The organism is Tsuneonella sp. HG249 (assembly GCF_053819205.1).
The window spans coordinates 691,030-716,123 of the sequence record NZ_JBSOQY010000001.1; the positions used below are offsets into that span (position 1 = coordinate 691,030).

The following is a 25,094-nucleotide window of genomic DNA, read 5'->3' on the forward strand; positions in this document are numbered from 1 at the left end:
CTATGCGGCGGGGTGTAAAGGATTCGCGGTGAACCGAGTTTGAATGGCGCGGTTAGCAAAAGTTATACCAGTCAGCGGACGAGACCCAGCGCGCTATAGGTCCTGTCGAGCGTCGGCGCGCCGATTTCGCGGGCGCGGGCGGCACCGCGAGCGAGGATCGCATCGAGCGCCTCGCGGTCGGCGAGAAGCTCGCGAAAGCGCGCGGAAATGGGCCGCAAGGTTTCGACCAGCAATTCCCCCAGCGCCGGCTTGAAGGCTCCGAACCCCTGGCCGCCGAAACGCGCCAGAACGTCCGCCGCACTCTCGCCCGTCAGCGCGGCATAGACGGTCACAAGATTGAGCGCTTCCGGGCGCGCTTCGAGGCCGGCCGGCTCGCTCGGGAGCGGCTCGGCGTCGGTCTTCGCCTTCCTGATTTTCTGCATTACGAGGTCGGCGTCGTCGATCAGGTTGATCCGGCTCATGTCGCTCGGATCGGACTTGCTCATCTTGGCGCTGCCGTCGCGCAGGCTCATGATGCGGGCAGCCTCCGGCGGCACGATCGGCTCGGGCAGGGTGAAAATCTCCTCGCCCGCGCCGAAATCGTTGTTGAACTTCTGCGCGATGTCGCGGGCGAGCTCGAGGTGCTGCTTCTGGTCCTCGCCAACCGGCACGTGGGTAGTCTGGTAGAGCAGCACGTCGGCGGCCTGGAGGACCGGGTAGGTGAACAGCGCAGCGGATTGGCCTTCGCGGTTCTTGCCTGCCTTGTCCTTCCACTGCGTCATGCGATTGAGCCAGCCCATCCGCGCTGTGCCCGAAAGCAGCCACTGCAATTCGGCATGCGCGGGAACCTGCGCCTGGTTGAAGAGCACCGAGCGGGCAGGGTCGATGCCGCAGGCCACCAGCGCGGCGGCCATCTCGAGCGTCGCACGCTTGAGTTCGTCGGGAGAATGAGGCTGCGAGATCGCGTGAAGGTCGGCGAGGAAGAACAGGCACTGATTTTCCGACGCGCTACCGCCTTCGGCCGCTTGAGAGCGATTGGCCGTCTCCATCGCGTCCTGCATCCGCACCCAGTTGCGGATCGCCCCGAGGTAATTGCCGAGGTGCAGGTTGCCCGTGGGCTGGATGCCGGAAACGACGCGCATGATTACTCCGCCAGGTCGACCGGCGCTTGCTTGCTCGGGGCCGGGCGCCGGCGCCGTAGCTGGGCCACGAGGTCCTTGTCGAGCGCCCCGATGAGGTAGGCGACCGCGAAGAACACCGCCAATCCGCCGAGGACCAGCGCCAGCAGCGACCACGCGCGCTCTAACACGCTGCCGCCGAAGCGGTCGGCCAGCAGGGGCATGAGCCAGTAGAGGAACCCGCCCATCACCGCGGTCGCAATGGCCTGGCGCGCTACGCGGCCGGCCAGGCGGGCCGAAAAGTGGAACCATCCGCGCAGGTGCAGGATGCAATAGAGCAGGACGACGTTGAGCGTGGCAGTCACCGCCGTCGCGGCGGCGAGGCCGACGATGCCGTAGCGCGGCACGACCCAGAAATTAAGCGCGACGTTTACCGTCAGCGCCGCTGCCGCGGTCCACACCGGGGTGCGGGTGTCTTCGCGGCTGAAGAACGCCGGCTGAAACACCTTTACCAGGACGTAGGCCGGCAAGCCGCACACCAGCGCGACGACGATATCCGCCATGATGGCGCCGTCGGCGAGGGTCATCTTGCCGCCTACGAAGAAGGCGGTGACGAACGCCGGCGCGCAGATCGCGAGTGCGACCGCCGCCGGCAGGGTGAGCAGGGTACCCACCTCGACAGCGTTCCCCTGCAGGCGCTGCGCCTCGGCAGCGTCGCCGGTCTGGATATGCCGCGCGAGCATCGGCAGGATCGCCGTGCCGAGCGCGATGCCGAAGATGCCGAGCGGCATCTGGTTGAGGCGGTCGGCGAGCTTGAGCAGGGTCAGCGACCCCTGCGGCAGGCTGGTGGCGAAGAAGGTGTCGACCAGCTGGCTGATCTGGTAGATTCCGGCGCCGAACGTGGCCGGCAGGATAAGAAGCCCCAGCCGTTTCACCTCCGGCGAGAAGCGCGGGCGATTGACCTGCAAGCGCACCCCGGCGCGCCGGGTGCACAAGAACATGAAGCCGAGCTGGACGACGCCCGCGAGGCACAGCGCGACCGCCAGCGCCCAGGCGACCACCGCGTCGTCGCCCTCGGGCCCGCGCCAGTACCACCCGACCATTATCCCGCCAATCATGACCAGGTTGAGGAACACCGGGGCGAAGGCGCCCGGCGCGAACCGGCTACGGGCGTTGAGCAGTCCCGACAGCATCGCCACCAGGCTGACGAGCGCCAAGTAGGGGAATGTTACCCGGCTGAGCAGGACAGCCAGTTCGAATTTACCCGGTATTTCCGAGTACTCGCGCGCCAGCAGCCACACGATGCCCGGCATCGCGATCATGCAGACCGCACTGAAGACCAACAAGACCCAGACGAAAACCGACAACACGTCACCGGCGAACTCGTCGGCCGAGGCTGAGCCTTCCTCCGGACTTTCGGCGCCGTGCAGCTTCTTCGAATACATCGGCACGAACGCCACGCTGAACGCGCCTTCAGCGAACAGCCGGCGGAAGGTGTTGGGCAGCGTGAAGGCGAGCTGCCAGGCGTCGGCCGCCATCCCCGCACCGAGCACGCGGCTCAACAGCATGTCGCGTACGAAACCGAAGACGCGGCTGACCGCGGTCAGCGCGCCGATCGTTCCGACATTGCGGACGAGATTGCTCATCCCGCCCCCCGGGATTGGCCGATCAGGCCTGGCCGGCCGGCGGCGGTGCGTCGCCGCCCGTTGCCGCCTGCTCTTCTGCCTTGCGCTGGAGCTGCTGCACATAGAGCCCATTGAAGTCGATCGGGTCGATCATCATGGGCTGGAAGCCGAGGTCCCGCGTGGCGTCGGCGATCACCCGGCGGGCGAACGGGAACAGGAGCCGCGGGGCTTCGGCGAACAGGAACGCGTGGGTGTGCTCGTCGGGCAGGTTGCGGATGCCGACGAGGCCGGCATAGGCGAGTTCGACGAGATAGAGGTCGCCCTCGTCGGTCTTGGCGGTGACCTTCACCTTAAGCTCGACCTCGTGGACCTCGTCGCTCACCTGTTCCGCGCCGATGTTGAACTGCAGGTCGATGTTGGGCGGGCTCTGCCACTGGAAGCACGCCGGCGCGTTCGGGTTCTCGACCGAGAGATCCTTGACGTATTGCGAGATGATGCCGGCCACGGGCTGGTTGTCGGCACCGTTTCCGGTGGCGGCGTTGTCGAGGTTGAGGTCGGTGAGCACGTCGCCTTCGTCGGCCATGATATTCGGGTATCCTGCTGGTTGGCGCGGAGCTTTGCCGCGCGTGAAACGCGGGCGCGCCTAGCACCCTCTACGGTATGCCGCAACGGCGCACCCGATTGCCCGGTTCATGCGTTGTTCGTTTGTAATTCGTAACTATGTAGGGCACGATTGAACAACGCCTGGCAGCGGTGACAGCGCAAGCGGGCCATAGCGGAAAACGGACAGAACCGGTGATACTCCAGATCGTCATCCTAGCCATGATCGCAGCCTTCCTGGGCCTGCGGCTCTATTCGGTGCTGGGGCGGCGTGCGGAGCACGAGGAAGAGCCCGTGCCGACCCGCTTCGACGCCGGCGACAGCGCGCCCGCGGCCCAGCCGCAGCTCCGCTCGGCGCAGCCGGTTCGGCCGCCTGCGCTCGAAGGTGCGCTGCCAGCCGTCGAACGCGGGGTGCGAGAGATCGCTGCGGTGGACAAGCGGTTCGATATCTCCGGCTTCGTCGAGGGCGCCAAGAGCGCCTACGCGATGATCCTCGAGGCCTTCTGGCAGGGCGACCGCGAAACTCTCAAGGAGCTCTGCGACGGCGACGTCTACGCCGGGTTCGACGCCGCCATCACGGCGCGCGAAGCCGCGGGCGAGACGCTGGAGAACCGCCTCGTCCGGATCGAGGACGCGACCATCGACATGGCCGAGTTGGTCGGCAAGACTGCCCGAGTGCGTGTGCGCTTCGTTGCCGATATCGCGGCGGTGACCCGCGACAAGGACGGCACGGTGGTCGCTGGTTCGCTCGACGACGCGGTCGAGGCGCGGGACTTGTGGACCTTCAAGCGCGACGTGCGCGAGGTGGATCCGCATTGGCTGCTCGACGAAACCGACGAGGCCTGATCCAGCTCAATCGTTAGCGGAGGAGGGGACATGCGCACCAAGCTTGCGATGGCGCTGCTGTCGGTTGCGCTCGCCGGCTGCCGGGTGATCCCCCAGGGCGAAGTCCCGCCTGCCACGCCGCTGCCACCTAGAGCGCAACCGATGCCGCCGTCGTCACCGCCGCCCGTTCCCACCACCGCCCTGGCGGCCGGTTTGCGCGCGGGGCCCGCGTTCTCCTCGCTTCCGGTCGGCCGCTCGGACGCAGCCGCGGCGCTGGCGAGTTTCCGTGAAAGCTGTCCCCGGCTGCTCGCCCGCGCCGATGCCAGCGGACTGACCACGGGCTCGCAGTGGGCGCCTGCCTGCACCGCGGCGGGCGGATGGACTGGCGAGCCGTCGGCATTTTTCGAGCGCTACTTCGAAACCGTTCGGGTGGGCGAGGGCTCAGCTTTCGCCACGGGCTACTACGAGCCCGAGATCGCCGGCAGCCGCGTGCGCCTGCCCGGCTTCGACGTCCCGGTCTACGCGCTTCCCTCCGACCTGGAGCGTGGCTGGCCGGACGAGATCCCCGAGGCCGAGCGCACGGGGCGCCCGCCGCTCGGCCGCCGCGATGCCTCGGGCAAGTTCGTGCTCTATCACGAGCGAGCAGAGATAGAGGCAGGGGCCCTCGCCGGCCGCGGGCTGGAGATTGCCTGGGCCGCCGACCCGATCGAGTTCTTCTTCCTCCAGATCCAGGGCTCCGGCCGCCTGCGCGCGCCGAACGGCGAGGTCATGCGCATCGGTTACGCGGGCCAGAACGGGCGCGAGTATCTCGGCATCGGGGCGGTGATGCGCGAGCGCGGGCTGATTGGCGGCGACACCGGCTATCCCACCTCGATGCAGGGCATCATGGCCTGGCTGCGCGCCAATCCCGAGGCGGGCCGGGCGCTGATGAACGAGAACAAGAGCTGGGTGTTCTTCAAGGAGCTGACCGGAGACGGGCCGCTCGGCGCGCTCAACGTGCCGGTGCGTCGCGAAAGCTCGGTCGCTGCGGACCCCGCCTACGTTCCGCTCGGAGCGCCGGTGTGGCTCGACATGGACCGACCCGAGGCCGACGGCCTGTGGATCGCGCAGGATACCGGCGGGGCGATCAAGGGCGCGAACCGATTCGACACGTTCTGGGGCGCGGGCGACGATGCGCGGACGATCGCAGGGGGCATGAGCGCGCGGGGGAACGCTCTCGTCCTCTTGCCCAAAGGGACGCTCGAGCGCCTCGGCGTCAGGTGAAGCCGCCGCGCGGGTTGAGCGCCGAGGAGGCGGCCGCTTGGGCGCAGGTCGCGGCGACCGTGAAGCCTCTCCGGATCGTCGCGGCGAAGAAGCCGCTCCCATCCGTCACCACCGGCAAACCGGTCGCAGCGGCTCCGCCGGTCGCGGCAGCATCTACGCGAGGCCCGCCCCGTCCGGCGAAAGCCGCGACGCCCGAGCGGCCTAACCCTCCGGGCCTCGACTCTCACTGGGATCGCCGCTTCCGGGCCGGCTCGGTCGAGCCAGATTTCACTCTCGATCTTCACGGCCACACCCTCGACCAGGCGCATGCCCGGCTCGATTCCGGTCTCGGCCAGGCCAAGGCGATGGGCGCGCGGGTCGTGCTGATAATCGCCGGCAAGTCGCGCCCGGTCGATGCCGCCGATCGCGGCACGGCACGCGGCGCGATCCGGGCCAAGCTGCTCGACTGGCTCGCGGCGGGTCCGCACGGCGGCGATGTCGCGGCGGTTCGCAAGGCTCACCGTCGCCACGGGGGCGATGGTGCGCTCTACCTGGTATTGAAGCGCAAAAGCTGACCGGTCAGCCGGCCCGCAGGCCGTACGTCCAGGCAAAGGCGCCCGAGAAACTGAGCACGGGCGTGTAGTCGGCGATGGCCTCGGCCGGGAGCATCTTGTCGGTGCGGTTGTCGAGGACGAACATCGCGCCGTCGCGCTTCACCGCCAGCACCGCATGATCGTTCTGGCGCTGGTCGCGCAGTACCACCAGGTACATGTCGTCCGACGGGACGCCCAGCGCGAGCAGCAGGCCCATTTTGGCGAGCGCAAAGTCCTCGCAGTCGCCGAAACCGCGCCTGAGGGTTGCCGACGCGGGGGCCCATTCGTCCCCGGCAGGGTCGTCGCGATAGCTGACGTGCCAGTTCACCCACTGGTTTACCATGGCGACGGGGTCGGTCCCGGGTATTTTTCCGGCCTGGGCCAGAAGCTCGTCCCACGGGCCCGGCTCGCTGATCGCGTCCTCGCGGGCACTGTGCCACTTCTGCGTCGGCGCGCCGTTCCCGAAGGGCAGGGCGATCATGCGGAACAGGCTGGGCGCGGGCGGGCGCACGGGGGGAGGTGGCAGCGGAACAGCGCAGTGGGGCGCCGCCGCTTCGTCGTCCGGAGGCAGGGTGAAAGGCACACCGGTGGTCGGCATCACGACCGGGGCCGGTTCAGTGGGGCAGGGTATAGCGACCGAGGGCGCGGGTTCGGCCACGACATCTTGCGCCGGCGCAGGCCCCGCGAACAATGCGATCGCCGCCAGCAGTGGCATCTTGCCGCGCACTCGGTCGCTCACCCCATCCCTGCGATCGTCCTCGGCAAGGATGCGGCCGACTGCGCAGGCCCGCAATGGCGGCCGAACCGGTTCGACTCGATTGCAGCACCGCGCGGCGCACGGATGCGGTTGGCCGATAGCGAAAGGCCCCCGGCATCGCGTCGACGCCGGGGGCCCCGTGCAAGGCGAACCCTGAAAAGGGGGTCAGGCCGCCTTGTGGTATTTCGCGCAGCGGATGTCGAAGCGGTCGGCGTCCATCACCTTGGTCCACGCCTTGACGAAGTCCTTCACGAACTTCTCCTCGTGGCCCTTCTCGGCATAGACCTCCGCCACCGCGCGCAGTTCCGAGTTCGAGCCGAAGATGAGGTCTGCGCGGGTTGCTCGCCAGGTCTCGCCGCCGCCGGTGCGGTCGGTGGCGATGAACTCCTGGTCGTCGCTCCCTTCGACCGCCTTCCAGACATTGGTCATGTCGAGCAGGTTGACGAAGAAGTCGTTGGTGAGTTGACCCGAACGCTTGGTGAGGTGGCCGTGGCCGCGCTCGCCGTGGTTGGCGCCGAGCACCCGCAAGCCGCCGACCAGCACCACCATCTCGGGCGAGGACAGGCCGAGCAGGCTGGCGCGGTCGAGCATCATCTCCTCGGTCAGCACCCGCAGCCGTTTGGGCTGGTAGTTCCGGAACGCATCCGCTTCGGGTTCAAGCACCTTGAAGCTGTCGACGTCGGTCTCCTCCTGCGTGGCGTCGCCGCGCCCGCCGGTGAACGGCACTGGCACGTTGAACCCGGCGTCGGCGATCGCCTTCTCGAGGCCCACCACGCCGCCGAGCACGATCGCATCGGCGAGGCTCATCGAGCCGCGCAGTCCGTTGAGCGTATCGATCACCTTGGCGAGCATCTCGGGCTCGTTGACGTCCCAGGTCCTCTGCGGCTCGAGCGCGACGCGCGCGCCGTTGGCGCCGCCGCGGTGGTCCGACTTGCGGTACGTCGAGGCCGAGGCCCAGGCCGTCTTGATCAACTGGCTGACGGTCAGCCCGCTGTCGCGGATCTTGGCCTTCACGGCCTGAACGTCGGCGTCGGACGGCGTAGTGCCGGCCGGAACCGGGTCCTGCCAGATCAAGTCCTCGGACGGGACTTCCGGGCCGAGGTAACGGACCTTGGGGCCCATGTCGCGGTGGGTCAGCTTGAACCACGCGCGCGCGAAGGCGTCCTTGAACGCCTCGTGGTCGTTGCGGAACTTCTCGCTGATCGCGCGCAGCTCGGGGTCCTCTCGCAGCGCCATGTCGGCGGTGGTCATCATCGTCGGGACCTTGATGTTGGGATCCCAGGCGGCCGGCGCCATGTCCTCTTCGCGCTGATTGATCGGCTGCCACTGCTGTGCGCCCGCCGGGCTACGGACGAGCTCGTATTCGTAGTCGAGCAACAGGCGGAAGTAGTTCTCGCTCCACTCGGTGGGCGTGTTGACCCACGATCCTTCGATGCCGCTGGTCACGGTGTGCTCGCCGATACCGCCGCTCTCGTGGCTCGAGACCCAGCCGAAGCCCAACGCGGCGAGATCGCCGCCCGCCGGGGCTGCGCCGAGCAGCGAGGCGTCGCCGTTGCCGTGCGCCTTGCCGAAAGTATGCCCGCCGGCGGTGAGCGCGACAGTCTCTTCGTGGTTCATCGCCATGCGCTCGAAAGTCACCTTGATGTCGCGCGCGGACTGGAGGGGATCCGGGTTGCCGCCCGGGCCTTCTGGATTGACGTAGATCAGGCCCATCTGGATCGCCGCCAGGGGTCCGTCGAGCTCGTGGTAGCCTTCCTCGGGGCGCAGGCGAGTCTCGACGCCTTCGTTGACCCACTTGTCTTCCTCGCCCCAGTAGATGTCCTTCTCCGGCTCGAACACGTCGGCGCGGCCGCCGCCGAAGCCGAACACCGGGCCGCCCATCGACTCGATCGCGACATTGCCGGCGAGAATGAACAGGTCAGCCCACGAGATGTGGCGGCCGTACTTCTGCTTGATCGGCCACAGCAGGCGCCGCGCCTTGTCGAGGTTGCCGTTGTCGGGCCACGAATCGAGCGGGGCGAAGCGCTGCTGGCCGCTATTGGCGCCGCCGCGGCCGTCGCCGGTGCGATAGGTGCCCGCCGCGTGCCAGGCCATGCGGATAAAGAACGGGCCGTAATGACCGTAGTCTGCCGGCCACCACGGCTGGCTGTCGGTCATCAGCGCGGTGAGGTCCTGCTTCAGCGCGTTGTAGTCGAGAGCGTTGAACGCCTCGGCGTAGTCGTAGTCGTCGCCCATCGGATTCGACGGGCCATTGGGGGCGAGGATGTCGACCGCGAGAGCCTGCGGCCACCAATCGCGGTTGGTGCGGCCGAGCAGGCTACGCACGCTGGAGTCGAACGGGCAGCCCCCATTGCTGTCGGGGCCGCCTCCGTTGCCGATCGATCCGGTTTTGGCGTCCATGGTCAGGCTCTCCTCTTGCTCTCGAGGCGCTGCTGCGCCCCGTTTGTGGCAAGACGATGCCCCTTGCCGGATCAATCGTCCAATCGATTAATTGGGACTTATTGAGCGATGCAGACGATAAATGGACGCTCAAGCGGCCTGGGCGACCGGCTCGTTCCGGATGAGGTAGTCGAACGCCGCCAGCGCCGCCTTCGAGCCCTCTCCCATCGCGACGACGATCTGCTTGTAGGGAACGGTGGTCGCGTCGCCCGCAGCGAACACGCCAGGGATGCTGGTGCGCCCTTCTTCGTCGGTGACGATCTCGCCGAAGGGCGACAGCTCGAGACCGCTGTCTTTCAGCCACTCGGTATTGGGCACCAGGCCGATCTGAACGAACACGCCGGCGAGATCGATCGTCCGCTCAACGCATGTCGCGCGATCCTTCCACACCAGCCCGGTCACTTTCCCCCCGGCTCCGAGAACCTGGGTGGTCTGGGCGCCGGTCACGACGTCGACGTTGCCGAGGCTGCGGAGCTTGGACTGGAGCACCGCATCGGCCCGCAGCTTGGTGTCGAATTCGATCAGGGTGACGTGATCGACGATCTTGGCGAGGTCGATCGCCGCCTCGACTCCCGAGTTGCCGCCGCCCACCACCGCGATACGCTTGCCCTTGAACAAGGGCCCGTCGCAGTGGGGGCAGTAGGCGACGCCCTTGTTGCGATACTCGGCCTCTCCCGGCACCCCGAGCGAGCGCCAGCGCGCGCCGGTGGCGAGGATCAGGCTACGCGTCACGAGCGTGCCGCCGCCGGCGAAGTGGACCGTGTGGAGGCCGCCCGCCTGCCGTGCGGGCACCAGCCGTTCCGCCTCGGCCAAATTCACGAGGTCGATCGCGTTGGCGTCGACCTGGCCCTTGAGCTCGCCCGCGAGCCTGGGCCCTTGGGTGTAGACGGTGCCGGGCAGGTTTTCGATGCCGAGGGTGTCGTTGAGCTGCCCGCCGAAACGCTCGGCGGCGATGCCGGTCGTGAAACCTTTGCGCGCCGTGTAGATCGCCGAGGCGACCCCGGCCGGGCCGCCCCCGATCACCAGTACCTCGAACGGCGGCTTGGCGGAAAGCGTCGCGGCGAGCTTGTCGCTCGCGCCCGTATCCAGCTTGTCGAGGACCTCGGCCAGCTCCAGCTTGCCGTTCCAGAACGGCTCGCCGTTCAGGAAGGTAGCCGGCACCGCCATCACGCCTCGTTCCTCCACCTCGGCCTGGAACGTCCCGCCTTCGATCAGGGTGGCGGTCACGCGCGGGTTCTCGAATGCCATCAGCGTGAGCGCTTGCACCACGTCCGGGCAATTGTGGCACGACAGCGAGAAGTACATCTCGAACGCATAGTCGCCCTCTAGCTCCCGCGCTTGTTCGAGCAGTTCGGGCGCGACCTTGGGCGGATGCCCGCCGGCCCACAGCAGCGCTAGCACGAGCGAAGTGAACTCGTGCCCCATCGGCAGGCCGGCGAAGCGCACCCACTTGGCGGGATCGTTCGCGCGGCGGATGATGAAGCTCGGCTTGCGCGCATCGTCGCCGTCGAAGCTGGCGCTGACCATCTCGTGCAGTTCCGCGATCTCGCCGATCAGCTCGCGCGTCTGCGCCGATTTGGCGTCGTCACCCAGCGATGCGACGAGATCGATCGGCTCGCGCAAGTTGGCGAGGTAGCTCTTGAGCTGGGTCTGCATCGCGGCGTCGAGCATGGTCTTGCGAATCCTGTTTATTCCTGAAGGCAAAAGGCCCGGGGCGCGTTTCGAGGGATCGCCCCGGGCCTTCCAGCGACCCGAGTTCGAACTCGGGCTCTTGCCGGGGCGCCTTGCTTGAGGGGGGAGGGCGCCCCGGGTACTCGTTAGAGCTTGCCGACAAGGTCCAGGCTTGGGGCGAGGGTCTCTTCACCCTGTTCCCACGCGGCCGGGCAGACCTGTCCGGGGTTCTCGCGCACGTACTGCGCGGCGCGGATCTTGCGGACCAGTTCGTTGGCATTGCGGCCGACGCCTTCGCTGGTGATCTCGACCAACTGAATCACGCCGTCGGGGTCGACCACGAACGTCGCCCGGTCGGCAAGTCCCTGGCCTTCGCGCAGGACGCCGAAGTTGTTCGACAGCGCGTGGTTCTGGTCGCCGAGGAACGGGAAGGTCAGCTTGCCGATCCGCTCCGAGCTGTCCGCCCACGCCTTATGGCTGAAGTGGGTGTCGGTCGACACAGCGAACACTTCCACCCCGAGCTTCTGCAACTGGGCGTAGTGCTCGCCGAGGTCTTCCAGTTCGGTCGGGCAGACGAAAGTGAAGTCGGCCGGGTAGAAAAAGAACACCGCCCACTTGCCGAGCACGTCCTGCTCGCTAACGTCGTAGAACTTCTCGCCAGCCTTGAACGCGGTGGCGGTGAACGGCTTCAGGTTGCTGCCGATGATACCCATTGTTGTCGATCTCCAGTTCGGATGCGGTTGAATTCCGAGGCGGAGATAGGGTTTACCGCTTCGCAGCAAAGATCATTGTTGCGATTGCGAACATCGAAATTTTTAATCAGTGGCGCGCACTTTTCGGAAAGTGGGCTGCCCCTGTGCACTACAGCGGCGGCGCGAACCTCTCCATCGCGTGCAAGGCCAGCCTTCGTCCGAGGTCGTCGCTGATATCGTTGGTCATGCGGAAGTGGACCCCTGCGAGAATCCGGGAATAGGACACCTCGCGCGCATAAGTCGCGAGGTCGGGGACGGTGATGCGGACGCCCGGCATCCGTTCGGTGGTGAAGGCGTATCCTCCTGGCGGCGGGGGCCCTTCCGCCGCCAGCACGGTCGCAGTCAGGTTCGCGAACATGCAGTGGCCGCACGGGTACTCGGGCTGGTTCGGGGTGTTCAGCAGTGGCACCCAACCCGGTTCCGCCTCGGTCGCGTCGTTGCCGTCGCTGTCGGCGGTGCGGATCGCGTTGATCGGCCGCCAGAACATGTGGTGCAGCTTCCCTTCCGCCATGACGAAATCCATGTCGTCGGCGGCCATCGCCCACTGCGCGTACATGCGCGCGTTGCGCACTACGCTACGGCCGGGCTGGCTGGCGATCTGGCGCAGCACGGGGTCGAGTTCATAGAACGCCCAGAAGCGCGCCTTAATGGTTTCGGCGGGAGTGCGCGCCTTGCTCTCGCGCGCGCCGATCTTTTTCACCTCGTTGAAGGACGCGGCCCACGCCCCGCTGGCGAGCGGCGGCGGCTCGGCGATCCGGAACTGGGTCAGGCTGGTGAGGAACCACGGCCGACCGGCCGACATCTCGGCGGGGAAGGGCACGTTGCTCGGAGCCCAGCGTCCGGCGGGGCCGGTCGGGCGGTAATACGACAGCCTGGCCTTGTCGTCCCACCCGCCGCGTTTGAGCGCTTCCTCGGCGGCCCTCTTGCCCAGCGCGACTCCATCGGCCTTGGCCTTGCCTTCGGGAACATTGCCGAGCGCGAGCGTGAGCGCGTCGTCGAGCGACTTCTTCTGCCCTGCGTAGAGATTCGTCAGTACAGCATGCGCCGCGCTCGCGACGGCCGCGTCCACCGATGCGCCTCGCGGGGCGCGCTCGATGCCGAGGTAAGAGCGGTAACGGGGGTCGGCCGCATTGGCCGCTTCGAACATCGCCAGCGTAAGCCGGCCATAAGCGGAAATCTTGGCCGGGTCGAAAGGGGCCATGGGATCGGATTCGGCCCGGTCTGCAATGGTCTGCAACTCGGCCCAGTCGCTGACGACATCGGCGCTGGCAGGAGCCGCGACGGCGCACGCCGCGACGGCGCCCAGGATGGCTAGCTTCATCTCCCGTCCCCTCAGATAAGAAGTAGGACGACCCGCCTGTTTATGTGGCCTTGGTTCGCATGCCGCAGGGGCCGCGTAAAGAGCCCGTTTCCGTTAATTCGGCCTGACGGTGGCTACCCGCACTGCGCTCGGTGCAGCAGCTTGTGGTCGGCGAGTACCAGCGCCATCATCGCGGCGACGACGGGCGTTCCGCGAATGCCGACGCAGGGGTCGTGGCGGCCCTTGGTGCGGATCTCGGTGGCGTTGCCCTCGCGGTCGATCGTTTCGACCGGGGTGAGGATCGAGCTGGTCGGCTTGAACGCCACGCGCACCACCACCGGCTGGCTGGTCGAGATGCCGCCGGCGATGCCGCCCGCATGATTGGCCTCGAAACGGGGGCCGTCGTTTCCGGGCCGCATGGAGTCGGCGTTCGCCTCGCCAGTCAGGCGCGCAGCGGCGAAGCCGTCGCCGATCTCGACGGCCTTGACCGCGTTGATCCCCATCATCGCTGCGGCGAGGTCGGCGTCGAGCTTGGCGTAGATCGGCGCGCCCCAGCCGGCGGGAACTCCGTGCGCGACGCATTCGACCACGGCGCCGAGCGAGGACCCCTTCAGCCGCGCCTCGTCCACCGCCTGGGCCCAGCGCTCGGCGGCTGCGGCGTCGGGGGACCAGAACGGGTTGTTGCCGGCTTCATCGAAGTCGAACGCCGCGCGGTCGATGGCGTCGCCGCCGATCTCGACCACATAGGCCTCGATCCGCACTTCCGGGATCACCAGCCGCGCGACCGCGCCCGCCGCTACCCGCGCCGCGGTCTCGCGCGCCGAGCTGCGCCCGCCGCCGCGGTAGTCGCGGAAGCCGTACTTGGCGTCGTAAGCGTAGTCGGCGTGGCCGGGGCGGTACGCCTTGGCGACCTCGGAGTAATCCTTCGATCGCTGATCGACGTTCTCGATCATCAGGCTGATCGGAGTGCCCGTGGTCTTGCCTTCGAACGTTCCCGAGAGAACGCGCACCGCGTCGGGCTCCTGCCGCTGGGTGGTGAACTTGTTCTGCCCCGGCCGCCGCGCGTCGAGGAACGGCTGGATGTCGGCTTCGGACAAAGTCAGACCCGGGGGGCACCCATCGACGATCGCGCCCAGGGCCGGCCCGTGGCTTTCGCCCCAGGTGGTCATCCGCAGCGCGCGGCCGAAAGTGTTCCAGCTCATGGGCCCCACTTTGCTGAAAGCGCGGTGTGTGTCGAGCGCCCACGCGAAACGCATTGCTAGGGCGGGCGAAAATTTTCCTACACGCCTGCATTCTGCCAACACGGCTGGATGCTGCAGATCGCCCATTCCCCGACCCGAATTCTGGCGAGCTATGCGAGGGTGAAATTTCTTGCCCTGAACAGTGTGCCAGGTGTGCCAAGTCCTACAATACCGGCGCGGTGGACGAGTCGGGCGCGGCGCTGGCCAAACGCGCAAGGCTCGGGCAGGAACAAAGCATGATTGCCAAGCTGAAGGGCCTGCTCGACGAGACCGGTGCCGACTGGGCGGTGATCGACGTCGCGGGCGTGGGCTATCTCGTCCATTGTTCGGCGCGCACGCTGTCGGCGCTCGGCGAAACGGGTGAGGGTTGCACCGTCTTCACCGACCTGCAGGTTTCCGAGAACGACATGCGCCTGCTCGGCTTCGCCACCGCGGGCGAACGCGACTGGTTTCGCCTGCTGACCCAGGTGCAGGGCGTGGGCAGCAAAGTCGGCCTGGCGATCCTCTCCGCGCTCTCGACCGAAGATCTCCAACGCGCTTGCGCCGCCCAGGATGCTCCCACGGTGGCGCGGGCGCAAGGGGTGGGGCCGAAGCTGGCGAGCCGCATCGTCAATGAGCTCAAGGACAAGGCCGGTGCGCTGCCGACCGCTCCCGGCGCTGCCGCCGCGCTGCCGAAGGGCGGGGCTAGTGCCGACGCCCTCAGCGCGTTGCAGAACCTCGGCTTCAAACCCGCCATCGCGGCGCAGGCCGTGGCTCGCGCGATCGATGAACTTGGCGAAGGTGCGGGCGAGGGCGACTTGATCCGCGTGGCGCTGAAGAGGGCGGCGGGGTGAGCCATCCGTCGAGGAATCCCGCATACCGGAAGATCCGACGCTTCATTGGGTCTGCCACGGCGTTATGCGTGGCGCGTCAATGGAGGGGGACCACATGAAAGCTCTAATGCTAAACCACCTGTCGCGCTGGAGCGACCTTACCTTGTTCGCCTTGCGTGCACTCACCGGCGTCTTCCTCGTACACGAAACCTGGGACAACGTCTCAAGCGCCGCGCGGATGGCGGAGTTCGTCAAGTTCCTCGACCAGTTCGGCTTTCCTGCCCCGGCGGTGATGGCGCCGCTCTCGGTGGCGGTGCAGTTCGGCTGCGGCGTGCTGCTGATTCTCGGGCTGTTCACGCGGCTCTCGGGCCTGGTGATCGCGGCGAACTTCGTGGTTGCGGTGCTGATGGTGCACTTCAATGAGCCCTTCCGCGGGTGGTGGCCGGCGCTGATCCTAGTGTTTCTCGGGCTGCACTTCGCCGCCGCCGGCTCGGGCAAGTTCGGGCTCGACGCGATGTTCGGATCCAAGCGCCGTTGATCGACGACGACCGCCTCACCGCGCCGGAGCGGCGCCCCGACGATCCCGACGCGGCGCTGCGTCCGAAGAGCCTGGGCGAGTTCGTCGGGCAGGAGGCGGCGCGGGAGAACCTGCGGGTGTTCGTCGATGCCGCGCGCGGACGCGGCGAGGCGATGGATCACGTGCTGTTCTTCGGCCCGCCCGGGCTGGGCAAGACCACGCTGGCGCAAATCGTCGCGCGCGAACTGGGGGTGGGATTCCGCGCCACCAGCGGGCCGGTGATCGGCAAGGCAGGCGATCTGGCGGCGCTGCTGACCAATCTCGAAGCCAACGATGTGCTGTTCATCGACGAGATCCACCGGCTCAATCCGGTGGTCGAGGAAGTGCTCTATCCAGCGATGGAGGACCGTGCGCTCGACCTGATCATCGGCGAAGGGCCCTCGGCGCGGAGCGTGCGAATCGACCTGCCGCCGTTCACCCTGATCGGCGCGACCACGCGGCAGGGCCTGTTGACCACGCCCCTGCGCGATCGCTTCGGCATCCCGGTGCGGCTGATCTTCTACACCGTCGACGAGCTCGAACGTGTGGTGACGCGCGGTGCCCGGCTGCTCGGGCTGGAGCTGGGCCCGGGCGGGGCGCGCGAGATCGCCCGCCGTTCGCGCGGCACGCCGCGGGTGGCGGGGCGGCTGCTGCGCCGCGTACGCGACTTCGCGCATGTCGGTGGCGACGGCGCGGTGACGGCCGGTGTCGCCGACGCAGCACTCACCCGGCTTGAGATTGACAATCTCGGGCTCGACGCGATGGACCGCCGCTACCTCAAAATGATCGCCGGGATCTACAAGGGCGGGCCAGTGGGGGTGGAAACGCTTGCCGCCGGCCTCGCCGAGCCGCGCGACACGATCGAGGAAGTGGTCGAGCCGTATCTCATCCAGCTCGGACTGGTCGCGCGCACCGCGCGCGGGCGGTGCCTCAACGACGCGGGATGGACTCACCTCGGCATGACCCCGCCGACAGGGAGCCAGACCGGCTTGTTCGACGAAGGGAAGTAAGTCCCGTTAGGCGTTAAGGCTTAATCGGGAGCCTGAAGCGGTTCCGTTATGGGACAACCCCTCGCCGCGGGGCACCCCGGAACCCCGAAATCGCCCCATGCGACGGTAATTCTTGGTTAATTCCGTTGCCGTTGCGCATCCGGCGGCGTTTCCTTGCCAGACAGGGCGCATCCACCGGACTCACCCGGCGGGCGGCCCGAGAGGAAACGAGAGCTCAGCTTATGTCGGTCAAGATGGCCCTGGCAAAACTGTCCGCCACCGCTGCGGGCACTGCGCTCCTTACTGGCGGCGCGCTCCATGTCGCCGAGACCCAGGCCAATGCCACCTCGCTGCGATCGGTGAAGTCGAGCAAGGTCCAGCCGGTCCGCTACGTCAAGAAGCGCCCGGTGGTGCGACGCCAAGTGGCCCGCCCAATCCAGCACAAGCGGCGTATCGTGAAGCGCGAAGTCGAATGCGTGCCGGCCGGCCCGGCGCAGATCGGCGCATACGGCGCGACCTCGGGCGGCATCTACTCTGAAACCGAGATGGCCTGTCCGCCGGTCTATCAATACGCCATGGCGCCGATTGCCCTTCCCGCACCGGCGCCGGTCGCCGGTGGCAGCGGCGGCGGCGTCACCGTCATCGGCGGAAGCGGCGGCTTCGGCGGCGTAGGCGGCGGGTTCTTCGGCGGCTTCTTCGGCGGCGGATCGAGCGGCGGCGGCAGTGTCGTCGTCAGTACCTCGACTACCACCAGCGGTTCGAGCTCGGGCAGCTCGAGCTCATCGGGCGGCATCGTCATAGACATCGACAACTCGAACAATGGGGGCTCGACCTCGACATCGACGGGCGGCTCTAGCACCAGCGGTGGCTCGACCTCGACGTCGAGCGGCGGGTCCAGCACCAGCACCAGCGGTGGCTCGACCTCGACCTCGACCGGCGGTTTCACTTCTACCACGACAGGCGGGTCGACCTCCACCTCGACCTCCAGCGGTGGGATTACTAGCACCAGCACATCGAGTTCAGGCAACGTGACGAGCACGAGTTCGTCATCGACCTCCGGCAATGTGTCGTCGAGCTCCTCGGGCAACGTGTCCTCGTCGACATCGACCTCGGGCAATGTCTCCACCAGCACGTCAACCTCGGGCAACGTGACAAGCAGCACCTCGACCTCGTCGTCGACCTCGTCGTCCAGTTCATCGAGCGGCGGGCATCACGGATCGAGCGGCTGGCATGGCACGAGCAGCGGGACGCCGGTCCCGGCGCCGCCGATGACCATCCTGTTCGGTGCGGCCGCCGCGGCGGTATTCGCCCGGCGCAAGAAAAAGGCCAAGCAGGCGGACTGAGCCTCGAAGCAGACCGCCGAGCGGAGGGGCGGCTTCCCGCAAGGGAGCCGCCCCTTTTTCGTGCCTGAGCCTTAGGCGGCCAACTTGCGCAGAACGTAGTGCAGGATGCCGCCGTTGAAGTAGTATTCGAGCTCGTTTGCGGTATCGATCCGGCACCTGGCGATGAAGCTGGTCTTGCTGCCGTCGGGCTTGGTTACCTGGACCTCGACGTCCTGGCCCGGCTGGATGTCGGCAAGCCCGGTGATGGTGAAGGCATCATCCCCCGTCAGGCCGAGCGAGCTCCGACTCTCGCCGTCGCGGAACTGCAGCGGCAGCACGCCCATGCCGACAAGGTTCGAGCGGTGGATGCGCTCGAAGCTCTCGACGATCACCGCGCGCACGCCCAGCAGGTTGGTGCCCTTCGCTGCCCAATCGCGGCTGGAGCCGGTGCCATATTCCTTGCCCGCCAGGATCACCAGCGGCGTGCCGTCTGCCTTGTGCTTCATCGCGGCGTCGTAGATCGCCATGGTCTCCCCGTTGTAGCGGGTCATCCCGCCCTCAACTCCGGGGACCATCTCGTTCTTGATGCGGATGTTGGCGAAAGTGCCGCGCATCATCACCTCGTGGTTGCCGCGGCGGCTGCCGTAGGAGTTGAAGTCGGCCTTGGCGACCTGGTGCTCCTGCAGGAAGGTGCCTGCCGGACTATCGGCCTTGATCGAACCGGCGGGTGAAATGTGATCGGTGGTGACTGAATCTCCAAGGATCGCCAGCGGCTTCGCATCGATGATGTCGGTCACCGGCGAGGGGGTCATTTCCATCCCCTCGAAGTACGGCGGGTTGGCGATGTAGGTGCTGCCGGCGCGCCACTGGTAGGTGTCCGACCCGGTGACGTCGATCGCCTGCCAGTGCTTGTCGCCCTTGTAGACATCGGCGTAGCGCGACACGAACATCTCGCGGTTGATCGAGCTCATACGAAGCTGGGAGATCTCTTCGTTGGTCGGCCAGATGTCCTTGAGATAGACGTCCGCGCCATCGGTGCCGATACCGATCGGGCTGTTGATCAGATCCTCCGTCACCGTGCCCTTGAGCGCATAGGCTACCACCAACGGCGGCGAGGCGAGGAAGTTCGCGCGGACGTCAGGGCTGACGCGGCCTTCGAAGTTGCGGTTGCCCGAGAGCACGCTAGCGGCGACGAGATCGTTCTGGTTGATCGCGTCCGAGATCGGCTCCGCGAGGGGACCGGAGTTGCCGATGCAGGTGGTGCAGCCGTAGCCCACGAGGTCGAACCCGATGGCGTCGAGGTGCTTCTGCAAGCCGGCCTTGATAAGGTAATCGGTGACGACCTGCGAACCTGGGGCGAGGCTGGTCTTGACCCACGGCTTGGGCTTGAGGCCGCGCTCATTGGCCTTCTTGGCGACGAGCCCCGCGGCGATCAGTACGTCCGGATTCGAGGTGTTGGTGCAGCTGGTAATCGCCGCAATCACCACGTCGCCGTCGCCGATGTCGTGGTCTTTGCCTGCTACCGGCGTACGCTTGGGGGACGACTTGCCGTAGATCTCCTTGAGCTGGCCATTGAACAGTTCGTCGACCTCGGTAAGCACCACCTTGTCCTGCGGGCGCTTCGGTCCCGCAAGGCTGGGAACCACCGAGCCGAGATCGAGCTCGAGCGTATCGGTGAACACGGGATCCTCCGCGGTGGGATCGATCCACAGGCCCTGTTCCTTGGCGTAGGCTTCGACCAGCGCGATCTGGTCGTCGGCTCGGCCGGTGAGGCGGAGGTATTCGAGCGTCTTGTGGTCGATACCGAAGAAACCGCAGGTGGCGCCGTATTCGGGCGCCATGTTGGCAAGCGTCGCGCGGTCGGCGAGGCTGAGCGAGGCGAGGCCCGAACCGAAATACTCCACGAACCGCCCCACGACGCCGCGGGCGCGCAGCATCTGGGTGGCGGTCAACACGAGGTCGGTCGCGGTGACACCCTCGGCAAGTTCGCCCGTCATCTTGAAGCCGACGACCTCGGGGATCAGCATCGAAACGGGCTGGCCGAGCATCGCCGCTTCGGCCTCGATCCCGCCCACGCCCCAGCCCAGCACGCCGAGGCCGTTGATCATCGTCGTGTGGCTGTCGGTGCCAACGCAGGTGTCGGGGTAGGCAACCATCGCGCCGTTCTGGTCCATGCTTGTCCACACGGCCTGTGCAATGTGCTCGAGGTTCACCTGGTGGCAGATGCCCGTGCCGGGCGGCACCGCGGCGAAGTTGTCGAGGCTCTTCGAGCCCCACTTGAGGAAGTCGTAGCGCTCGGCGTTACGAGCATATTCGAGGTCGACGTTCTGCTCGAACGCCTTGGGGTGGCCGAACTCGTCGACCATCACCGAGTGGTCGATCACGAGGTGCACCGGGACCAGCGGGTTGATCTTCTTGGTGTCGCCGCCGAGCTTGGCGATAGCGTCACGCATGGCCGCGAGATCCACCACGCAGGGCACTCCGGTGAAATCCTGCATCAGCACTCGCGCCGGGCGGTACTGGATCTCGCCCCCGGTAGCGGGATTGCGCTGCCAGTCCGCGAGCGCCTGGATGTGCCCGACCGAGACCGTGAAGCCGGCGTCCTCGAACCGCAGCAGGTTCTCGAGCAGCACCTTCATGCTGAACGGCAGGCGGCTGACGTCGCCGATCGTCTCCGCCGCCTTGGCAAGCGAGTAATAGGCGTAGTCCTTGCCCCCCACCGTCAACGTGCTGCGGGTGCGGAGCGAGTCCTTGCCGACCTGGGTCATGCCTTGCCGTGTCCTTCGAAATATGGGGCGAGATTTTCGCTCGCGCACCTGCGCGCAAGCCGCTTTCAGGTCAAGGGGAGCGGCGGCGAGGAAAGCTTGGCGCGAGCGAAGTCAGGCGACCGCATTTTCGGGCTCGGGCACCTTGCCGCGGGTGGCTATCCAGCACCCGGCGACGATCAGAACCGCGCCCGCAACGGTCGCTGCACTCACGCCTTCGCCGAAGAACAGCCAACCGAATAATACTGCCCAGAGAAAGCCCGTATATTCGAGCGGCGCGAGGCGCTGGGTCTCCGCGCGCGCATAGCCCCACGTGAACAGCATCGCGCCCGACAGCGAGAGCAGCGCACTGACGACGATGTCGCTCCACTCTCCCGGCTCTGGCATCTCGAAGAACCACGGCGCGAAGCCGACCAGGACCAGGAAGGTGATCGCGTTCTGGAATGCCGCCACCTCGAGCGGCTTGGCGACCAGGGCCTGCTGCCTCGTCAGCACCAGGTTCCAGGCGTAAAACATTGCCGAGGTCAGGACCGCGCCGATTCCGAGCAGCGCACCCTCGGGCATCGCTTCGCGCCAGATCTTGCCCGCGAGGATCACGCCGACCCCGAACAGTCCCAGCAGCGCCCCGATCACCGCGCGCCGCCCGACCTGCTCGCCCAGCAACACGCTGGCAAGGAACAGCGCGAACAGCGGCGCGATGAAGCTCAGCGCGATAGCCTGCGCGAGCGGCAGCAGCGTGAGCGAGAAGAAGAACAGGAACGCCATCGCGGCCACCACCACGCCGCGAATCAGGTGGATGCGCAGAACGGCGGGAGCGGGCCACTTGCCGCCGCTGAGGCGCCAGGCCGGCCCGGCGATGAGAAAGCCGATCGGCGCGCGCAGCAGCAGCGCGCTGTAAGCCCCTACCGCGAGCGCCGCCGCCTTCATGAACGCATCCATCCAGCTCAGCAGGCCGATCGCGGCAATCGCGGCGAGCACGGGCATGATGGGATGGTCGCGGCGCGGCATGACCAGCCGGTTCGTGGCAATCGTGCCACCGGTCAAGGCAGATTCAGCCTAGCGACAGGCGTATTCGTTGAAGGAAGGGGTGGTTCGGCGCTATCATGCGCCGTATTCGAGGTCGGCCGCTTTGCGGCGCAGATTCAAGGGGCTTTGGTGGTGATCGTCGGTTTCAAACGCGCGTGGCTGGTGAGTGTGGCCGGGCTGGCCATGTCGGGCGCTGCTTATGCGCAGAACAGGGGTCCCGAGAACCTCCTTCCGTCCGAGACCGCCCCGGCGAAGGCGACCGCTGCGCCGCAAGCCGCCGAACCCACGGCGACCGTCCAGCCCACCGAGCCGCTGGTCCAGGTATGGACGGTAGCCGACGCCCGCGCCCTCGCCGCGGTGGTGGAAGGCATCGGTGCCGAAGGCCTCGATCCCAAGGATTACAAGCCGGCCGCCCTTCAGGCCGCTATTGCCGGCGGTCCCGGCGACGCGCTCAACGAGACGGCCAGCCGCACTTTCGCCTGGCTGGTCGAGGACCTGCGCGACGGGCGCACCCCAATGGAAGCGCGCAAGCAGTGGTTCGTCGTCGATCCCGATCCTGACCGCTACCGCACGGGCGACGTCATGGCCCAGGCGCTCAAGAACCGCTCGATCGCCGCGACCCTCGCCTCGCTCAACCCGGAACATCCGGACTACGGCGCGTTGAAGGCTGAACTCGCCAACGCGACGAGCCCCGCGCAGCGCAAGCTCATCCGCGCCAACATGGACCGCTGGCGCTGGCTGGCGAAGGACCTCGGCAACCAGTATCTGATCACGAACGTGCCTGAATATCAGCTGCGGCTGACCGTCAACGACAAGATCATCAGCACTTACCGGACGATCGTCGGCAAGCCGGGCCGCACCGCGACACCGCAGTTGGCCGAGACGGTAGAGGGCGTGATCTTCAACCCGACCTGGACCGTCCCGCAGTCGATCGTGAAGGGCGAAGGCCTGGGCGCAAAAGTGCTCGGCAATCCGGGCTGGGCCAAAGCCGCCGGCTACAAGGGCACGCGGGATGCCAAGACCGGCTTCGTTACCGTCGTCCAGCAGCCGGGGCCGGGCAACTCGCTTGGACTGATGAAGCTCGACATGCCCAACCCGCACGCGATCTTCCTGCACGACACCCCCAACCGCAACCTGTTCGCGCAGGAGAACCGCGCGCTGAGCCACGGCTGCATTCGCACCGAACGCGCGCAGGAACTGGCGATCACGCTGGCGATCCTGGGCAACCTTGCGACTACTCCCGAGACGCGCAAGGCGGCGGCCGACGAAGCGGTGGCGGTTAGCAAGTCGGGCAAATACACCCGCGTGCCGATCGAGAAGTCGATGCCGGTGTACATCACCTATTTCACGATGGGCCGCGACATCACCGGCAAGCTGCGCCAGTTCAACGACATCTACGCCCGCGATGCGCCCGTGCTGGCGAGCTTCGATGCCCCGCGCCAGGAAAACCGCGCTCGAAGCACGAGCGAGGAAGCCGTCGAGATCGTGGACGACCTGCAGACGACCTGAGGGCGTTGGGCGACTCTCAATCGAACCGTCACCCAGGGTTACGGCTCGGTATAGGGCAGCTTGATTAAAACACGCCGGGGGTGGCGCTCGGCTGTGGTGAGCCTTGGGGGACGAGCAATTGCAGGTCCTTCGGCGGCTCGGTGACGTGCTCGCCGCTGGGGCCGATGCCAAGCTTGTCCGCGAACAGGAGCCGCCCTCCGGCCAGGCGCACGAGGGCGATCTTGAAATCGGCGTCACTCATCGCGAAGCAGCCGTTCGAGCGGCCGAGCTTGCCGAACTTCGCGATGTGCCCGGGCTCGCAGTAGCTGGCGCGGTGCATCACGATCGCGCGATCGAGCGCGTTCGAATTGGTCGGCTCGCGACCTTCAAGCCGCATCGAGGTGCCGAATTGGCCGCTGTACCAGCCGAAGGTCATGTACGCGCCGCGGCTCGAGCACCACGATTCATGGACATTCGAGAACCAGTTGAGCCAGCCGTCGTGCTCCGGGTCCGAGCCCATGCCGTGGGCGCAGTGGTAACTGTCGACGGTGGAGCGGTCGAAATCGACCAGGTGGAGCCGTGGCTCGCGCGAATGGAGGCCGAAGTCGACCACGCCGACGACGTCGCGGTGCCACAGGCCTCGCCCGTGCCGCGCCATCTGCTCTTGCGCGATCGCGAACAGCCGGCGATCGCGCAAACCAAGCGGATTGGGCGTCGCAGGCACTTGGGCGCGCACCGCGGGAACCGCCAGCGTCGCGCCGACGGCAATGGATCCGGCCAGGAGATCGCGCCGCTTCATGCCCGCCACTCTAACGAAGGAATCCTAACGACAGGCTGAACCTCATTCCGCGGCCTCGGCCACGTCGGCCTGCCCGGCATCGCTCATCCCGGCCTCGATCTCGGCGGCCTTGGCCTCGACCAGACTGACGATGTGGTCGAGCATGTGCTCGCTCTGCACGTGATGATCGGTCACCCCCGAGAGATAGACCATGTGCTTGCCCGCACCGCCGCCGGTGAGGCCGATGTCGGTCTCGCGCGCCTCGCCGGGGCCGTTGACGACGCAGCCCAGCACCGAGAGGCTGAGCGGCGTCTTGATATGCTCCAGGCGCTTTTCCAGCGCCTCGACCGTGCGGATGACGTCGAACCCCTGCCGCGAGCAGGAGGGGCAGCTGACGATGCGCACGCCGCGGGTGCGCAGTCCCAGGCTCTTCAGTATCTCGAAGCCGACGCGGACTTCCTGCTCGGGCTCGGCCGAGAGGCTGACACGAATGGTGTCGCCGACCCCGGCCCACAGCAGGTTGCCGATGCCGATGCTGGACTTGACCGTGCCGCCGATCAAGCCGCCGGCTTCGGTGATCCCGAGGTGCAGCGGGCAGTCGACCGCATCGGCGAGCTGCATGTAGGCGGCGACCGCGAGGAACACGTCGCTTGCCTTCACGGCGACCTTGAATTCGTGAAAATCGTGGTCCTGCAGCAGCTTGATATGGTCGAGTGCGCTTTCGACGAGCGCCTCGGGGCAAGGCTCGCCGTACTTCTCGAGCAGGTCCTTCTCGAGGCTGCCGGCGTTGACCCCGATGCGGATCGCGCAGCCGTTGGCCTTGGCGGCGCGAACGACTTCCGCCACCCGTTCCCCGGACCCGATGTTGCCCGGGTTGATGCGCAGGCAGGCGGCGCCCTTGTCGGCCGCTTCGAGCGCGCGTTTGTAGTGGAAGTGGATGTCGGCGACGACGGGCACGTTGGCCGCGCGCGTGATCCGGTCGAAATGCCGGGTGGATTCTTCGGTCGGGCACGAAACGCGGATGATGTCGACGCCGGCGTCCTCGCAGCGGCGAATCTGGTCGATCGTCGCCCCCACGTCCTCGGTCGGCGTGTTGGTCATCGTCTGCACGCTGATCGGCGCATCCCCGCCGACGGGAACCTTGCCGACCATGATCTGGCGGGACTGGCGGCGCGCGATGTCGCGCCATGGACGGATCGAGGACATGGCCGCGCAT

At 67.2% G+C, this 25,094-nt stretch carries 22 protein-coding genes; 8 read left to right on the forward strand and 14 right to left on the reverse strand.

Translation table 11 applies throughout. The features are described from left to right. Nucleotides 1-71 precede the first annotated feature (71 nt). Genes trpS through secB form a run of 3 tightly spaced genes read right to left on the reverse strand, consistent with a single transcriptional unit; the run spans nt 72 to nt 3,305 of the window. On the reverse strand, nt 72-1,121 hold the full coding sequence (gene trpS, locus ACWPM1_RS03385; RefSeq protein WP_455693429.1) for a tryptophan--tRNA ligase: 1,050 nt from the start codon (nt 1,119-1,121) through the stop codon (nt 72-74). 2 nt (nt 1,122-1,123) lie between these two features. Further along, nucleotides 1,124-2,743: a murein biosynthesis integral membrane protein MurJ gene (gene murJ, locus ACWPM1_RS03390; protein WP_455693430.1), complete on the reverse strand. Its 1,620-nt coding sequence runs from the start codon at nt 2,741-2,743 to the stop codon at nt 1,124-1,126. A 22-nt stretch (nt 2,744-2,765) separates the two neighbouring features. After that, the gene (gene secB, locus ACWPM1_RS03395; RefSeq protein WP_455693431.1) at nt 2,766-3,305 is read right to left on the reverse strand and encodes a protein-export chaperone SecB; all 540 of its coding nucleotides are present in this window, start codon (nt 3,303-3,305) and stop codon (nt 2,766-2,768) included. Nucleotides 3,306-3,517: 212 nt separating this feature from the next. On the opposite strand from secB, the gene ACWPM1_RS03400 reads away from it, so the two are divergent. From ACWPM1_RS03400 to ACWPM1_RS03410, 3 genes are read left to right on the forward strand one after another with little or no spacing between them, the layout of a single operon-like run. Beyond that, entirely contained in the window at nt 3,518-4,168 is a 651-nt protein-coding gene (locus ACWPM1_RS03400; protein WP_455693432.1) for a Tim44/TimA family putative adaptor protein, read from the forward strand. Nucleotides 4,169-4,198: 30 nt separating this feature from the next. Continuing rightward, nucleotides 4,199-5,410 carry a murein transglycosylase A gene (gene mltA, locus ACWPM1_RS03405; RefSeq protein ID WP_455693433.1) on the forward strand — a complete coding sequence of 404 codons (1,212 nt, stop codon included), beginning with the start codon at nt 4,199-4,201 and terminating at the stop codon, nt 5,408-5,410. Continuing rightward, entirely contained in the window at nt 5,407-5,964 is a 558-nt protein-coding gene (locus ACWPM1_RS03410) for a Smr/MutS family protein (protein ID WP_455693434.1), read from the forward strand. Before mltA ends, ACWPM1_RS03410 begins: the two co-directional genes overlap by 4 nt. Nucleotides 5,965-5,968: 4 nt before the next feature. Here the strand turns inward: ACWPM1_RS03410 and ACWPM1_RS03415 are convergent, their stop codons facing one another. The 6 genes from ACWPM1_RS03415 to aroC form a co-directional block, all read right to left on the reverse strand. Next, the gene (locus tag ACWPM1_RS03415; protein ID WP_455693435.1) at nt 5,969-6,709 is read right to left on the reverse strand and encodes a transglutaminase-like cysteine peptidase; all 741 of its coding nucleotides are present in this window, start codon (nt 6,707-6,709) and stop codon (nt 5,969-5,971) included. 195 nt (nt 6,710-6,904) lie between these two features. Next, a complete protein-coding gene (katG, locus tag ACWPM1_RS03420) occupies nt 6,905-9,139 on the reverse strand; it encodes a catalase/peroxidase HPI (RefSeq protein ID WP_455693436.1) in 2,235 nt (744 codons plus the stop codon). Between the two features lie 129 nt (nt 9,140-9,268). After that, nucleotides 9,269-10,849, reverse strand: coding sequence for an alkyl hydroperoxide reductase subunit F (ahpF, locus tag ACWPM1_RS03425; protein WP_455693437.1), 1,581 nt, complete (start codon nt 10,847-10,849; stop codon nt 9,269-9,271). Nucleotides 10,850-10,995: 146 nt separating this feature from the next. Further along, nucleotides 10,996-11,562, reverse strand: a complete 567-nt coding sequence (gene ahpC, locus ACWPM1_RS03430; protein ID WP_455693438.1) for an alkyl hydroperoxide reductase subunit C — start codon at nt 11,560-11,562, stop codon at nt 10,996-10,998. 148 nt (nt 11,563-11,710) lie between these two features. Continuing rightward, complete coding sequence (locus ACWPM1_RS03435) at nt 11,711-12,922, reverse strand: vanadium-dependent haloperoxidase (RefSeq protein ID WP_455693439.1); 1,212 nt, start codon at nt 12,920-12,922, stop codon at nt 11,711-11,713. Nucleotides 12,923-13,035: 113 nt separating this feature from the next. Continuing rightward, the gene (gene aroC, locus ACWPM1_RS03440; RefSeq protein ID WP_455693440.1) at nt 13,036-14,103 is read right to left on the reverse strand and encodes a chorismate synthase; all 1,068 of its coding nucleotides are present in this window, start codon (nt 14,101-14,103) and stop codon (nt 13,036-13,038) included. 275 nt (nt 14,104-14,378) lie between these two features. Here aroC and ruvA point away from each other — a divergent pair, with 275 nt between their 5' ends. From ruvA to ruvB, 3 genes are all read left to right on the forward strand, one after another. Then, nucleotides 14,379-14,975 carry a Holliday junction branch migration protein RuvA gene (gene ruvA, locus ACWPM1_RS03445; protein ID WP_455693441.1) on the forward strand — a complete coding sequence of 199 codons (597 nt, stop codon included), beginning with the start codon at nt 14,379-14,381 and terminating at the stop codon, nt 14,973-14,975. 94 nt (nt 14,976-15,069) lie between these two features. Next, nucleotides 15,070-15,492 (forward strand): DoxX family protein, encoded by a 423-nt coding sequence (locus ACWPM1_RS03450; protein ID WP_455693442.1) that lies wholly within the window; start codon nt 15,070-15,072, stop codon nt 15,490-15,492. After that, a complete protein-coding gene (gene ruvB, locus ACWPM1_RS03455; RefSeq protein ID WP_455693443.1) occupies nt 15,489-16,520 on the forward strand; it encodes a Holliday junction branch migration DNA helicase RuvB in 1,032 nt (343 codons plus the stop codon). Before ACWPM1_RS03450 ends, ruvB begins: the two co-directional genes overlap by 4 nt. Nucleotides 16,521-17,064: 544 nt before the next feature. On the opposite strand, the gene ACWPM1_RS03460 is transcribed toward ruvB, so the two are convergent. Next, a complete protein-coding gene (locus ACWPM1_RS03460; RefSeq protein WP_455693444.1) occupies nt 17,065-17,646 on the reverse strand; it encodes a hypothetical protein in 582 nt (193 codons plus the stop codon). Between the two features lies 1 nt (nt 17,647). On the opposite strand from ACWPM1_RS03460, the gene ACWPM1_RS03465 reads away from it, so the two are divergent. Then, entirely contained in the window at nt 17,648-17,842 is a 195-nt protein-coding gene (locus ACWPM1_RS03465) for a PEP-CTERM sorting domain-containing protein (RefSeq protein ID WP_455693445.1), read from the forward strand. Between the two features lie 71 nt (nt 17,843-17,913). Here the strand turns inward: ACWPM1_RS03465 and acnA are convergent, their stop codons facing one another. After that, nucleotides 17,914-20,589 carry an aconitate hydratase AcnA gene (acnA, locus tag ACWPM1_RS03470; RefSeq protein ID WP_455693446.1) on the reverse strand — a complete coding sequence of 892 codons (2,676 nt, stop codon included), beginning with the start codon at nt 20,587-20,589 and terminating at the stop codon, nt 17,914-17,916. A 111-nt stretch (nt 20,590-20,700) separates the two neighbouring features. After that, on the reverse strand, nt 20,701-21,594 hold the full coding sequence (locus tag ACWPM1_RS03475) for a DMT family transporter (RefSeq protein WP_455693447.1): 894 nt from the start codon (nt 21,592-21,594) through the stop codon (nt 20,701-20,703). 201 nt (nt 21,595-21,795) lie between these two features. On the opposite strand from ACWPM1_RS03475, the gene ACWPM1_RS03480 reads away from it, so the two are divergent. After that, nucleotides 21,796-23,121, forward strand: a complete 1,326-nt coding sequence (locus tag ACWPM1_RS03480) for a L,D-transpeptidase family protein (protein ID WP_455695118.1) — start codon at nt 21,796-21,798, stop codon at nt 23,119-23,121. Nucleotides 23,122-23,185: 64 nt separating this feature from the next. Here ACWPM1_RS03480 and ACWPM1_RS03485 read toward each other — a convergent pair whose 3' ends face one another. Beyond that, entirely contained in the window at nt 23,186-23,899 is a 714-nt protein-coding gene (locus ACWPM1_RS03485; protein ID WP_455695119.1) for a murein L,D-transpeptidase catalytic domain-containing protein, read from the reverse strand. A gap of 42 nt (nt 23,900-23,941) precedes the next feature. Next, nucleotides 23,942-25,084 (reverse strand): flavodoxin-dependent (E)-4-hydroxy-3-methylbut-2-enyl-diphosphate synthase, encoded by a 1,143-nt coding sequence (gene ispG / locus ACWPM1_RS03490; protein WP_455693448.1) that lies wholly within the window; start codon nt 25,082-25,084, stop codon nt 23,942-23,944. Between the last annotated feature and the right edge of the window lie 10 nt (nt 25,085-25,094).